This is a genomic window from Flavobacterium sp. KACC 22763, assembly GCF_028736155.1.
Classification (GTDB): Bacteria; Bacteroidota; Bacteroidia; order Flavobacteriales; family Flavobacteriaceae; genus Flavobacterium.
In genome coordinates, this window is the sequence record NZ_CP117879.1 from 4,381,736 (window position 1) to 4,395,125 (window position 13,390).

The following is a 13,390-nucleotide window of genomic DNA, read 5'->3' on the forward strand; positions in this document are numbered from 1 at the left end:
ATCTAAATTTACCCTTGGTAAGCTACAGCAGTTTGCTTGCTTGTACCTAAACCTTCGATTCCTAATTCGATTACGTCACCCGCTTTAATGTAAATCGGATCTGGTTTAATTCCTAATCCCACTCCTGGAGGTGTTCCTGTACTGATAACGTCACCAGGAAGCAAGGTCATAAACTGACTTAGGTAATGCACTAAAAATGGAATTTTAAAAATCAAGTTTGAAGTATTACTGTTTTGGAAAGTTTTTCCGTTTACTGTAAGCCACATTTTTAGGTTGTTTACATCTCCAACTTCGTCTGGAGTTGCCATAATTGGTCCAAGAGGAGCGAAAGTATCAGAACCTTTTCCTTTTGCCCATTGTCCGCCTCTTTCGATTTGGAATGCTCTTTCGCTATAATCATTCAAAAGGCAATAACCAGCGATGTAGTTTGGTGCATCTTCTTCAGAAACGTAGCTTGCTTTTTTGCCTACAACAAATGCTAATTCAACTTCCCAGTCTGTTTTTTCACTGTTTTTTGGGATAATCAAATTATCATTTGGTCCGCATAAAGAAGTGGTTGATTTAAAGAAGATAATTGGTTCTTCTGGAATTGCAGCTCCGGTTTCTTCGCAGTGATCTACATAATTTAATCCTATGCAGATAATTTTTGATGGACGCGCAACAGGCGAACCTAAACGAACTGAATCGCTTACTTCTGGTAATGCTGGATTATTTTTTAAAGCTTCTTCTAATTTTGCTAAACCGTCATTTTCAAAAAAAGCTTCGTTGTAATCTGTTACAATTGACGAAACATCGTATCTTTTTTCATTTAGTAAAACTCCTGGTTTTTCCTTTCCTTCTTCTCCGAATCTAATAAGTTTCATATTTTAATTTTTAGTTTTTTTGCCACGAATTACACGAATTTTCACGAATTTTTATTTAGAAAATTAATTCGTGGAAATTTGTGTAATTTGTGGCTATAATTTTGTTTAAATATTTTAGTTGTTCAATTTGATAAAACCACCATCAATTGGGTAATCTGAACCTGTGATGAAAGACGATTCGTCGCTGCATAAGAATAATGCTAAAGTTGCGATTTCTTCTGGTTTTCCCATACGGCCGATTGGTTGTGATTGAGATAGTTTTTCGAAAATTTCCTCTTCTTTTCCAGGATAATTTTTAGCAATAAATCCATCTACGAAAGGCGTGTGAACTCTCGCAGGAGAAATAGAATTACATCTGATTTTATCCTGTAAATAATCCTTAGCAACCGATAAAGTCATCGCCATAACAGCGCCTTTTGCTGTAGAATAAGCAAAACGATCTGGAATTCCAACCCAGCAAGCGATTGAAGCCAAGTTTAAAATTACTCCTCCGCCCGAATTTCTAAGTGCCGGAATAGAAGCGTGAAGACAGTTGTAAACCCCTTTTACGTTTACATTCATGATTCTGTCAAAATCAGATTCAGAAGTTGTGTCTACTTTTCCAACGTGCGCAATTCCAGCGTTGTTTACCAAAATATTGATATTTCCGATTTTCTCGAAAGTCGATTTTACTTGTTCGTGGTTTGAAACGTCGCAGGCGTGAGCAAAAACAGTTCCTCCTGCTGATTTTATTTCTTCAACGGTTTCTTTTGCGCTTTCTTCAGTCAATTCTAAAATATGAACTTCAGCTCCTTGTTTAGCAAATAAAACCGAAATCGCTCTTCCAATTCCGCTTCCACCGCCCGTGATAATTGCTTTTTTATTTTGTAATGAAAACATTTGATATAAATTTTTATGAGTTGTTTTTTAATAGTCTTTTACAAAGATACGCCGCGTTTCCACGGAATAAAATCGTCTTGGTTTAATTGAACTGCTTTCGGAATAATTTCGCCGCTTGCCGCTTTGATGCAATATTCTAAGATTTCCTCGCCCATTTCTTCAATAGATTTTTCGCCACTGATAATTGGTCCACAGTCAATATCGATAATATCTTTCATTCTGGTTGCCAAAACCGAATTTGTTGCTACTTTAATTACAGGACAGACTGGGTTTCCTGTCGGAGTTCCCAATCCAGTTGTAAACAAAATTAAAGTTGCTCCAGAAGCTGCTTTTCCAGTTGTTGCTTCTACGTCATTTCCTGGTGTACAAACCAAACTTAAACCTGGTTTTGTAACTAGTTCTGTATAATCTAAAACATCAACTACAGGTGAAGTTCCGCCTTTTTTTGCCGCTCCAGCACTTTTGATGGCGTCTGTAATTAAACCATCTTTGATATTTCCCGGTGACGGATTCATATGGAAACCAGAACCCACTTTATGTGCTAGTTCATCATAAGATTCCATTAAATCGATGAATTTTTTAGCCTTATCTTCCGTAACACATCTGTCAATTAAATTCTGCTCGGCACCGCATAATTCTGGAAATTCAGCCAAAAGAATTTTTCCGCCTAAAGCTACGACTAAATCTGAAGTATAACCCACAGCAGGATTTGCAGAAACACCGCTGAAACCATCACTTCCGCCACATTTTACACCAATACATAAATCGCTTAATGGGGCATCTGTTCTTTCGTATTTGTTGATTTCGATTAAACCTTCAAAAGTTTTTTTGATGGCATTTGTAATCAGAACTTCTTCGCTTTCTGTTTGCTGCTGTTCAAAAATAAACAATGGTTTGTCAAACTCTGGATTTTGTCTTTTTACGTCATTTACAAAATCCTGAACTTGTAAATGCTGGCATCCTAAACTCAAAAGTGTGATTCCGCCAACGTTTGGATGATTGGCATAAGAAGCCAATAAAGCGCTCAAAGTAGAAGCGTCTTGGCGAGTTCCGCCACAACCTCCTTGGTGATTTAAGAATTTGATTCCGTCTACATTTTCAAAAACACGTTTGTTTTTTGGAGTCGGATTTAATTCAATATTGATATCATTAATGTCATTTCCGTTCAAGTAACCTTCCAGTAATTCGTGCGTAAATTGGTTGTATTTGTCTGTTACAGCATAACCCAATTGTTTGTGTAAGGCTTCTTTGATTACGTCAAGATTTCTGTTTTCACAAAAAACAGTCGGGATAAAAAGCCAGTAATTTGCCGTTCCAACACGTCCGTCTTTTCTTTTGTAACCTTTAAAAGTTCTGTTTTCAAACTTAGAAACATCTGGTGCATTCCATTCGTAAGAAGCATTTCTGTAAGCGTAAGGATCTGCAGCATGTTTTAGGTTTTCGGTCGTCATTAAACTTCCTTTTGCCACATCGTTTTGCACTTTTCCAACCAAAACACCGTACATATTTACTTCTTCTCCCTGCTTCATGTCCTGCATGTAGAATTTGTGTTTGGCTTTGATGAGGTCTTGTAAAACGTAAGTTTCATTTTCAAAATGAATCGAATCGCCTTTTTGAAGATCGGTTAAGGCAACCAATACATTATCGTCTGGATGCAGTTTTACAACCAGTTTTTTTGTGTTATTCTCAGACATTGTGTGTTGTTTTTTCTTTTTTTTTGATGTCAATGCTTTCCTTCTATAACATTTTAATCTTCTGATTTTGTATAGAATTCGGGCAGTTAACGAAAAATAAAATTAGTTTTTTTATACATTGGTTAATAGTCTAATATTATCCTTATCTAATCTTTAATTATCTTTGTAGTATGAAATTGGAACAAACCAAAATAGCGTCTTATCTCAATACGAAGGTTTCGGTGCTGAATCGTATTGAACCTTTTTTTCAAGCACCCTTTCATTCGCATCCCGAATTGGAATTGGTATATGTAAAAGAGAGTTTCGGCAAACGAATTATCGGAAATTCGGTAATGCCTTTTGCGCCTGGAGATATGGTTTTTTTAGGTTCTGATATTCCACATGTTTGGCTGAATGATGAGAAATATTATCAGGGAATTGAGGATTTAAGAGCCAATTCGATTGTCGTATATTTTCATAAAGATATTTTCGGGCCGACTTTTTACGAATTAAAAGAAACCCAAAAAATCAACGAACTCTTTTTTCAAGCCGGAAAAGGAATTTCGATTATCGGAAAAACCAATAAACAGATTGCGAAAAAACTGGAGAAATTAGTTTCTAAAAAAGACTTCGAAGTTATTGTCGGACTTTTTGAGATTTTGTCTATTCTTTCTGAAAGTCAGGATACGATTTACATCAATGACGAAATTTATTCTCTGATGCAGAAAGATTCGAAAGTAGATCGTCTTTCTGAGGTTTTTCAATACGTCAACAAAAATTATAAAAAGAATATTTCCTTAGAAGAAATTGCCGCAGTCGCGAATATGACGCGGACTTCTTTTTGTAGAATGTTCAGGATAAAAACGAAAAAGAATTTTATAGATTATCTGCACGAAATCCGAATTTCAAATGCCTGTAAATTGTTGTTGGAAACCGATAAAAGCATGTCGGAGATTGCTTATGAATGCGGTTATAAAACGGCTTCAAACTTCAATAAACTCTTCAAAAAAGTTAAGGGAATTACGCCTTCGGATTTTAAAAATAACGCAAAAGTTAGTTTTGCCACAGATTACAAGGATTAAAAGGATTTTTATACAAATCTGCGTGAGAAATAAATAAGTTGCCACGAATTACACAAATTAACCCGAATTTTTTATTTAGAAATATAAATTAGTGGAAATTAGTGTAATTCGTGGCAAACTAAAAAAATTAAATAGATCTATCTAAATGAGTGTAACCACCATCAACATAAATAATCTGTCCGGTGGTATGGCTTGATTTTTCAGACAATAAGAAAACCACCATATTTGCGATTTCTTCTGCAGTTGTCATTCTGTTTTCTAGCGGGATATTTTTGGTAATAGCAGCCAATTTTTCTTCTTTATTTTCAAAAGTATTAATCCAGGTTTCGTAAAGCGGCGTGTAACATTCTGCTACGATTACAGCGTTTACACGAATGCTGTATTTTAGCAATTCAACAGCCCATTCTCTGGTTAAAGCATTTCTTCCACCGTTTGAAGCGGCGTACGCTGAGGTTCCGCCTTGTCCAGTTTCGGCAGTTTTAGAACCAATGTTTACAATTGCTCCTTTTGATTCTTTAAGATACGGAAGTGCGTGTTGTGCCATCAAATAATAATGCACTAAATTTTTGTGAAGCGAAGCAGCGAAATCTTCATAATTTCCGTTTTCTAATCCAACGCCATCATTAACTCCGGCATTGTTTACAAGTCCGTCAATGCGACCGAATTTTGTGATTACGGCTTCAACGGCTTTTTTGCAGTCTTCAGGTTTTGTCAAATCGGCGGCAACTTGGTGCGCTTCTTTCCCAATGGCTTTTAATTCTTCTACGGCTTTGATGTTGTCATTTTCGTTACGACCAACAATAAACGGAATGGCATTTTCTTCGGCTAAAACCTTAACGATTCCTAAACCGATTCCCTTTGCACCTCCCGTAACGATAATGATTTTTTGGGTTAATGATAACTGCATGATTTTATTTATTATAATTTATTGCTAGGACATTTTTAAACACATAGAATCATAGCTCATCTTTGTCTAAAAAAGGCATTTCATTTATCTAAATTCACATAGACTATGTGTTCAAATCTAGATTTGTTTTTTACTCTTTTTTATAGGTTAAAAAAATCTATGTTTCTATGTGTTAAAATATTTTTTAAAAATTTACAGCTGTTGTTCATGACAAACAACAGCTGTAAAAAGAGAGAATTGAACTGATAATTTATTACCAGAACTTAACATAAAGCGCCACAATAATCAGTAATGTAATTACGATTAATACTGTAGTTTGTGGCTGTACTTTGAACATTCCAGGTTCTGTCTCGAATGCTTTTGGGTTTACTTTTGGACCAGCAAAACTTATCAAGATCATCGCAATCATTGTGAATAAGAATGATAATCCCATACAGATGTGGAACGGAATTTCGAAAGCTCCTTTTCCATTAGAGTATGCTGTGTATAAAAGTGTGTCGTTTCCAAATAAAGCTGGTGCATATTCGTTGAATAAAACAGATAATAAGAATCCTAATATTACACCAACGATTGCTGCTGTTCCAGTAGTTCTTTTCCAGAACATACCTAAGAAGAACATGGCAAAAACTCCAGGGCTAATGAATCCAGTGTATTTTTGGATGTATGTAAATCCTCCAACTCCACCAATTCCTAAGATGTCATTCCAAGTAAATAAAACTGCTAAAAGCATGGCAACAAAAACGGCAATACGCCCAATGTTTACTTGTTGTTTTTCACCAGCTTCTTTTTGAATGTATTTTTTATGAACATCTAATGTATAGATTGTAGAAATACTGTTTACTTTTCCAGCCAAAGATGCTACGATTGCTGCAGTTAAAGCAGCGACAGAAAGTCCTTTTAATCCAGTTGGAAGGAATGTTAATACAGCAGAATAAGCTCCATCTTTTCCTCCAACCAATTGAGGCAAATGTCCGTTTGTGTACAAAACGTAAGCAGCAATACCAGGAAGCATTACGATAAGCGGCATTAATAATTTTAACATACCAGCAAATAAAATTCCTGTACGAGCTGTTTGCAAATCTGCTCCAAGTGCTCTTTGTGTAATGTATTGGTTACATCCCCAGTAGTTTAAGTTGATGATCCAGATACCAGCAGCGTAAGATAACAATCCTGGGAAAGTTAAATATTTATCGATTTCAAGCTGAGAAGATGCAGCAGTTGGTTTCGGAATAATCATTTTGAAATGTTCTGGCGCTTCTTTCATTAAGACTTTAAAACCTGCAATTGCATTTTCGCCAACACCAAAATATTGACCAACTGTTGTTAAGGCAATATAAGAAGTCACTAAACCTCCGATGATTAAAACCGCAACCTGAATAACGTCTGTATAAGCCACAACTTTCATTCCTCCAAGAGAAATAAATAAAGCAAAAACAGCTAACCCGATCATGATAGCATGAAGATACTGACCTCCTGCAAGACCATTAATAGCAACAGCTCCTAGATATAAAATAGAAGTAAGGTTTACAAAAACATATAAAAACAACCAGAATACTGCCATGATAAGCGCAGTAGACTCATTATAACGTGTTTTTAAGAATTGCGGCATAGTGTAAATCTTGTTTTTAAGATAAACAGGAATAAACCATACAGCCACAATAATAAGAGCAACAGCAGCAAGCCATTCGTAAGCAGCAACAGCGATTCCTAAGAAGAAACCTTCACCGCTCATTCCAATGAACTGCTCGGCAGAGATATTAGAAGCAATAAGAGAAGCTCCAATTGCCCACCAAGTTAAATTTCCTTCAGCCAAAAAGTAAGCTTTAGCATCGTGTTCGTCTTGTTTACGTTTACGATAAACGGTGTAACCGTAGACAGAGACTACGATAAAATAAATAATAAAAACCGCATAGTCTGCGAAAGCGAGGTTTTGGTTCATTGTTAGTAGTATTTTAAATAATTATTATAGGTTGTTTGTTTATGTGGTTTTAAAATCAGTTTTTGTGTTGTTAAATCTTGTTAAAAATGCAAGATGTGTTTTATTTCTGTTATTTTTTTGCGAAAATAAAAGCAGAAGCCAAATGTAAAATAAAATTTTAGAAATCAGCTATTAGTAAATGTGTTTTTTACATTTATCAGCTTAGAATTGTGTTAAATTTTTATTTTTTGAATTTATTACAAGAATAAACGTCTACACTTTTACCAGACTTTTGTAATGTACATCTGAAAGCTGTCTTAAAACTTCGGCACTTTTTTCAGGTGTAATGTCACGTTGCGATTCTCCCAACATTTCGTATCCAACCATAAACTTCTTTACAGTTGCTGATCTTAACAACGGCGGGTAGAAGTGCATGTGAAAATGCCATTCTGGATGCAATAAACCATCTGTTGGAGATTGGTGAATTCCTGAAGAATATGGAAATGAAGTATTAAATAAATTGTCGTACTTCGTTGTTAACTGTTTTAAGATTTTCGCGAAAGCGGTACTTTCTTCAGCAGTAAAATCGGTGATTTTGTTTACAGCTCTTTTGCTTACAATCATCGTTTCGTAAGGCCAAATTGCCCAAAAAGGAACCAGTGCTACAAAATGATCATTTTCGATTACGATTCTTTCTCCAGCTTTCAATTCAGCTTTAACATAATCTTCTAATAATGTTCTGTCGTTTTTATCGTAATACGATTTTAAGCTGTTTTGTGTTTTTTCAACCTGAGTAGGCAATGACGATTGTGCCCAAATTTGTCCGTGCGGATGCGGGTTGCTGCAACCCATTACGCTTCCTTTGTTTTCAAAAATCTGAACGTGGTTGATGTATTTTATATTACCTAAATCGGTGTATTCTTTCTGCCAGGTTTTGATGATATTTTCAATATCGGCAATTTCCATTTCTGGCAATGTCAGATCATGTCTTGGTGAAAAGCAAACCACTCTCGAAATTCCCTGTTCTGGTTTTGCCTTAAAAAAGGTATGTTTAATATCATCTTCAAAAATGATTTCATCCTGCTTCATGGCAGCAAAATCATTTTCAAAAACAAAACTGCTTTCATATTGAGGATTATTCATTCCGTTGGCGCGAACATTTCCCGGACACAAATAACAAGTTGAGTCATATTTAGGAAGTTCTTCGGTTGAAATAGTTTCATTTTGTCCCTGCCAAGGACGTTTTGCACGATGAGGCGAAACTAATACCCATTCGTTAATTAATGGATTGAAACGTCTGTGCGGATCTTCGTTAATGTCAAAATTTTTCATTGTACAGTGTTGTGGTTTTAAAGTAGCGTTGTTCCGTTTGAGATTTTTACATCGTAGAATTTTAATTCAATTCCAAATGTATCTAAATAAAGTTTTGAAAACTTACGCTTAACCTCATTTTCATGTCCTTTTTTAACTAAATTAATAGTGCAGCCTCCAAAACCGCCTCCCATTAGTCGAGAACCAATAATAGCATCGTCTTCTTTTGCGGTATCAACAAGCATGTCTAATTCTTCGCAACTTACTTCATATTCTTGCGATAAACCATAATGAGTTTCAAAAAGCAGTTCTCCTAAAAGCTCTATATTTCCTTGGTCTAAAGCTTCGCAAGCTTTGATAACACGATTGATTTCTTTTACAACAAAATGAACTCTACTGAAAACTTTTTCAGTCATCTTATCTTTTAGGCTCAAAACCTGTTCTTCTGTAGCGTTTCTAAAAGTTTTTACTTCTGGAAAATGGCTTTTTATAATCGATAAACCTTCTTCACATTCGATTCTTCTTGTATTGTATTCTGATGTAAAAAGCGAATGTTTTACATTAGAATCAAATAAAACCAAAGAATAATCTTTAAAGTCGGCATTATGATATTCAAAATCTAAAGTGTTGCAGTCTAGCTGAATTACTTTGTTTTCAAGTCCATGTACACTAGAAAATTGATCCATAATTCCGCAGTTGATTCCAACCCAATGTTCTGCTTTTTGTCCTAATAACGAAATGTCTTTTTTCTCAATTTTTAAATCAAAAAGAGATTTTATTCCGAAAATCATTCCGCATTCTAAAGCCGCAGAAGAAGATAATCCAGAACCAACCGGGATATTGCTGCTGAAAACACAATTGAAACCTTCAAAAGAAAATCCGTTGTCTTGCAATTGCTTAATAACGCCTCGAATATAATTGGTCCAAACTACATCACTTAGCTTTACTTCTTGAGTCAAATCGATTTCAAATTCTTCGTTTAAATCGATAGCTATTATTTTGGAAGTAGTAGTGTTGTTTTTTGCAAAAGCAAAGCAAATCACTTTGTCAATTGCAGCAGGTAAAACATAACCGTCATTGTAGTCAATATGCTCGCCAATGATGTTGATTCTGCCTGGAGAAAGTACCGTTTTTTGGGGAGAAGACCCGAAAGATTTCTCAAAAAAAGCAACGGTATTTTGTATTAAAATGTCATTCATTATATAGTTAGTTGTATTGTAGTTTTTGGAATTTATGATTCTTTTGAGTGATTTTTTAACACATAGAAACATAGTTTTTGTAAACTTAAAAAAGGCGTTTCACTAGTTTAAATGCACATAGTATACTATGTGAAAGAAATATTTTTCTCTTTGCCTTCTTTTTTTGAGCATAGAATCTATGTTTCTATGTGTTGAAATTACATTTTGTTCTTAGTTTAAATTTTCAAATTTATAAAGCGTTTTTTGCGTGTATTCTTCCCCTTTTTTCAAAACAGCATTAGGAAAATGAGCCTGATTTGGCGCATCTGGAAAATTCTGTGTTTCAAAACAGATTCCGCTTTGCGCATTATAATTGACATTTTCTTTTCCTTTTAATTTTCCAAAACAATTTCCGCCTACATATATATGTACACTTGGCTGATCGGTATAAACATTCATTCTCAGTTTGTTTTTTAAACTGATTAACTGTGCTACTATTTCAGTTTTAGAGTTTACTACAAAAGAGTTGTCAATCGGGAACGGACAGTTTTTATGAGCTCTAAAATCAAAATCATGATCGTTTAAATCGGTATAATTTCCCGTTGGAATATTATCAGAATCTGTTTCCAGCATTTGGGATGATTTGATAAACATCTGCTGTTCTAGAACATTTCCGTCGTGACCATCAAGGTTAAAATAACTATGATGCGTCAAATTGATAATAGTATCTTCAGTTGAGGTTGCTTTATATTCTAATTTTAATTCATTTTCTTCTGTTAGAGTATAGGTTAAATAAACCGTCATTTCGCCAGGGAAATTTTCATCTAAATGTGCACTCAAAAGTCCAAAAGTAATTGATGGATTTTCGCCTGAAGTTGCGTTTATTACACTCCAAGCTTTTCTTCCAAACCCCATTTCTCCGCCGTGAAGCGTATTGCCGTTATTGTTTCCGCCAAGCTGAAACTTTTTATCGTTAAGACTAAAAGTTGCATTGTGAATTCTACCTGCGTAACGACCAACCGTTGTTCCAAAATAGGGTGCACTTGGCAAATTATAAGATTCTAAATATGCTTCTAAATTATCAAAGCCTAAAACAATATCTGTAAGTTTTCCATTGATCGGAATTTGGATGGAAGTAACTGTTGCACCATAATTGATAATCTGAACTTTCATTCCGTTATTGTTAACCAAATCAAAAGAATAAATTTCTTCCTTATTAGGCATTAAACCAAACGATTTGCAATTATGAGTCTCTTTTAAATGCGATATGTGTTTTATTTCCATATAATTTTTAGCAAAAATGAAATCCAAAAATAGAAACATTTTCTATATTTGCATACCAGTACCTACCAGTTTTTAATTATAATAGTCAAAATGACTTTATCATAAGCATGATTTCAATTCAAAATAATATTGGTCTGCCAAAATATAGGCAGATAATTCTTTCAATCGAAAAGGCTATTGAAGAAGGAAATTTAATTAAAGGTGATCGGCTTCCGTCTGTCAATAAAGTCTGTCTGGCTTTTTCATTATCTCGAGATACAGTCTTATTGGCGTATGATGAATTGAAGAAAAGAGGAATTATTTATGCCATTCCTGGCAAGGGATATTACGTTAAAAGCGTTGAAATCACTATCACTCAGAAGATTTTCCTGCTTTTTGATGAATTGAATATTTTCAAAGAAGACATTTATAATTCGTTTTTAAAAAACATTGGAAAAAATGTTCAGGTTGATATTTTCTTTCATCATTTTAATGTTCAAGTTTTCAAAAAACTCATAAATGACAGTAATGGAAATTATACAAGGTATATTATTATGCCAACGAACTTGAGCGATATTACAGACTCGATAAAAACCCTACCAGTAAGTGACGTAATTATACTGGATCAGACAAATCCTGAGCTAAAAATGTTTCCGGCGATTTACCAAAACCATCAGAAAGATATTTATGAAGGTTTGATGAAAGGCAAATCAAGATTATCAAAATATAAAAAACTGATTTTAATTTTTCCCGGCTTTAGAGAGCCACCAGGAATGAAACTAGGTTTTGAATCGTTCTGCCAAGCCTATAGTTTTGATTATGAAGTTATCTCAGATTTCAGCAATCAATCTATTGCTTTAGGAGATTTATATATTATTCCTCACGATCGTGATTTGCTTTTGGTGATAGAAAATGCAATGAGCAGAAACTTAAAATTAGGAGAAGATTTTGGCATTATATCGTACAATGAAACGCCATTGAAGAAAATTGCGGCTAATGGAATCACAACTATTTCGACCAATTTTGAATTAATGGGAAAAATTCTAGCCGATATGGTTTTAAAAGGAATAAAAGAGCAGATCGAAAATAAATCTGCTCTTATAGTAAGGAACTCTCTATAAGATTGGAGTCAATTTTAACACATAGAAACATAGATTCTATACTTGAAAAAGAAGGCAAAGAGAAAAATATTTCTTTCACATAGTCTGCTATGTTCATTTAAACTAGTGAAACGCCTTTTTAAGATCTCTTTTAAAACTATGTTTCTATGCGTTTGAAATTTACTTAACAGGTTCAATTATAAATTGAGTGCAAAGTTGTTTTGCAGTTTCTCTTCGTATTTTTCTTTATTGAAAGTATATAAGTAAGAACCCTTTCGAGAAGATTGCATGTCTTTTTCGTCTAATTTATTTAAAATTTCCAGAGAATTGATTTTACTGATGAAATTTCGTTTGTCCAATTCTTTGCTTAAAATAGCCTCATACAATTCTAAAAGCTGACGCATAGTGAATTTCTCAGGAAGCAATTCAAAACCAATTGGTTTTACAGAAGTTTTGTAACGAAGTCTCTTTATGGCATTTTCAACCATTTCGTTATGGTCAAAAATTAAGTTTGGTGCGTCATTTATTGGGAACCATTCTGCGTGATAATTTTTAATCAATTCAGCATTGTGATTCTCGATATTAATTAAAGCAAAATAAGAAACAGAAATGGTTCTTTCTACTGGGTCACGATCGATTTCACTATAAGCATGTAACTGCTCCATATAAATATCGTTAAGACCTGTATACGTATTTAATATTCGGGTTGCGGCAGTGTCTAAAACTTCATCGCGTTTTAGAAATCCTCCGATCAAGGACCATTTTCCTTTTTCTGGTTCAAAATCTCTTTGAATCAAAAGAATTTTCAGACCATCATTGTCAAATCCGAAAATGATGCAGTCCACCGCTAGTAAAACTTTATCAGCAGAGCTATAACTGTTTAGCATATATAATTAATTTGGATGGGTAAATATATAAACTTCCTAAAAGGTTTCATAATTATTAATGTAAGATTTACACTTAATTATGGTTTGTTACGAAATAAGTGTTTTTTAGTTTGTAATTATGGGGATTGCGGATAAAATTTTGGTCGGCTTAGAAGTGACCAAATTTAGTGCAAAGTTTTTTATTATAAGAGATTTTCTAAATATTGCTTTCTAAATATTTTAAAGGAATTGTTCAGAAATATGTTTTTAAATATGGTTAAATTGACTATTAGTTAATTTTTTAACTATATTTACAAATGTTTAAAACACACTTAAGCACTGTTTGAACC

At 34.1% G+C, this 13,390-nt stretch carries 11 protein-coding genes; 2 read left to right on the forward strand and 9 right to left on the reverse strand.

Going from position 1 to position 13,390, the window contains the following annotated elements:
- Positions 1–8: 8 nt before the first annotated feature.
- The 3 genes from PQ463_RS18425 to PQ463_RS18435 all read right to left on the reverse strand — a co-directional run bounded on the left by PQ463_RS18425 (position 9) and on the right by PQ463_RS18435 (position 3,436).
- On the reverse strand, positions 9–863 hold the full coding sequence (locus PQ463_RS18425) for a fumarylacetoacetate hydrolase family protein (RefSeq protein ID WP_109191296.1): 855 nt from the start codon (positions 861–863) through the stop codon (positions 9–11).
- Between the two features lie 114 nt (positions 864–977).
- Positions 978–1,742 (reverse strand): SDR family NAD(P)-dependent oxidoreductase, encoded by a 765-nt coding sequence (locus tag PQ463_RS18430; protein ID WP_274254928.1) that lies wholly within the window; start codon positions 1,740–1,742, stop codon positions 978–980.
- Positions 1,743–1,780: 38 nt separating this feature from the next.
- Positions 1,781–3,436 carry a UxaA family hydrolase gene (locus PQ463_RS18435; RefSeq protein WP_274254929.1) on the reverse strand — a complete coding sequence of 552 codons (1,656 nt, stop codon included), beginning with the start codon at positions 3,434–3,436 and terminating at the stop codon, positions 1,781–1,783.
- 170 nt (positions 3,437–3,606) lie between these two features.
- Between PQ463_RS18435 and PQ463_RS18440 the strand changes: the two genes are divergently transcribed.
- On the forward strand, positions 3,607–4,497 hold the full coding sequence (locus PQ463_RS18440; protein WP_274254930.1) for an AraC family transcriptional regulator: 891 nt from the start codon (positions 3,607–3,609) through the stop codon (positions 4,495–4,497).
- Between the two features lie 127 nt (positions 4,498–4,624).
- On the opposite strand, the gene PQ463_RS18445 is transcribed toward PQ463_RS18440, so the two are convergent.
- The 5 genes from PQ463_RS18445 to PQ463_RS18465 all read right to left on the reverse strand — a co-directional run bounded on the left by PQ463_RS18445 (position 4,625) and on the right by PQ463_RS18465 (position 11,095).
- On the reverse strand, positions 4,625–5,404 hold the full coding sequence (locus PQ463_RS18445; protein WP_274254931.1) for an L-fucose dehydrogenase: 780 nt from the start codon (positions 5,402–5,404) through the stop codon (positions 4,625–4,627).
- A 253-nt stretch (positions 5,405–5,657) separates the two neighbouring features.
- On the reverse strand, positions 5,658–7,343 hold the full coding sequence (locus tag PQ463_RS18450; protein ID WP_274254932.1) for a sodium/sugar symporter: 1,686 nt from the start codon (positions 7,341–7,343) through the stop codon (positions 5,658–5,660).
- A gap of 252 nt (positions 7,344–7,595) precedes the next feature.
- Positions 7,596–8,654 carry a UDP-glucose--hexose-1-phosphate uridylyltransferase gene (locus tag PQ463_RS18455; protein WP_274254933.1) on the reverse strand — a complete coding sequence of 353 codons (1,059 nt, stop codon included), beginning with the start codon at positions 8,652–8,654 and terminating at the stop codon, positions 7,596–7,598.
- Between the two features lie 17 nt (positions 8,655–8,671).
- Entirely contained in the window at positions 8,672–9,832 is a 1,161-nt protein-coding gene (galK, locus tag PQ463_RS18460; protein WP_274254934.1) for a galactokinase, read from the reverse strand.
- A gap of 210 nt (positions 9,833–10,042) precedes the next feature.
- Positions 10,043–11,095: an aldose epimerase family protein gene (locus PQ463_RS18465; protein ID WP_274254935.1), complete on the reverse strand. Its 1,053-nt coding sequence runs from the start codon at positions 11,093–11,095 to the stop codon at positions 10,043–10,045.
- Between the two features lie 101 nt (positions 11,096–11,196).
- Between PQ463_RS18465 and PQ463_RS18470 the strand changes: the two genes are divergently transcribed.
- Positions 11,197–12,195: a GntR family transcriptional regulator gene (locus PQ463_RS18470; protein WP_274257975.1), complete on the forward strand. Its 999-nt coding sequence runs from the start codon at positions 11,197–11,199 to the stop codon at positions 12,193–12,195.
- 176 nt (positions 12,196–12,371) lie between these two features.
- Here the strand turns inward: PQ463_RS18470 and PQ463_RS18475 are convergent, their stop codons facing one another.
- Complete coding sequence (locus PQ463_RS18475; protein WP_274254936.1) at positions 12,372–13,061, reverse strand: NUDIX hydrolase; 690 nt, start codon at positions 13,059–13,061, stop codon at positions 12,372–12,374.
- Positions 13,062–13,390 lie beyond the last annotated feature (329 nt).

What these genes read in the sequence shown, in the direction of transcription:
- PQ463_RS18425 (WP_109191296.1), bottom strand. Translation starts at nt 863, where the DNA reads ATGAAACTTATTAGATTCGGAGAAGAAGGAAAGGAAAAACCAGGAGTT.
- PQ463_RS18430 (WP_274254928.1), bottom strand. Translation starts at nt 1,742, where the DNA reads ATGTTTTCATTACAAAATAAAAAAGCAATTATCACGGGCGGTGGAAGC.
- PQ463_RS18435 (WP_274254929.1), bottom strand. Translation starts at nt 3,436, where the DNA reads ATGTCTGAGAATAACACAAAAAAACTGGTTGTAAAACTGCATCCAGAC.
- PQ463_RS18440 (WP_274254930.1), top strand. Translation starts at nt 3,607, where the DNA reads ATGAAATTGGAACAAACCAAAATAGCGTCTTATCTCAATACGAAGGTT.
- PQ463_RS18445 (WP_274254931.1), bottom strand. Translation starts at nt 5,404, where the DNA reads ATGCAGTTATCATTAACCCAAAAAATCATTATCGTTACGGGAGGTGCA.
- PQ463_RS18450 (WP_274254932.1), bottom strand. Translation starts at nt 7,343, where the DNA reads ATGAACCAAAACCTCGCTTTCGCAGACTATGCGGTTTTTATTATTTAT.
- PQ463_RS18455 (WP_274254933.1), bottom strand. Translation starts at nt 8,654, where the DNA reads ATGAAAAATTTTGACATTAACGAAGATCCGCACAGACGTTTCAATCCA.
- galK (WP_274254934.1), bottom strand. Translation starts at nt 9,832, where the DNA reads ATGAATGACATTTTAATACAAAATACCGTTGCTTTTTTTGAGAAATCT.
- PQ463_RS18465 (WP_274254935.1), bottom strand. Translation starts at nt 11,095, where the DNA reads ATGGAAATAAAACACATATCGCATTTAAAAGAGACTCATAATTGCAAA.
- PQ463_RS18475 (WP_274254936.1), bottom strand. Translation starts at nt 13,061, where the DNA reads ATGCTAAACAGTTATAGCTCTGCTGATAAAGTTTTACTAGCGGTGGAC.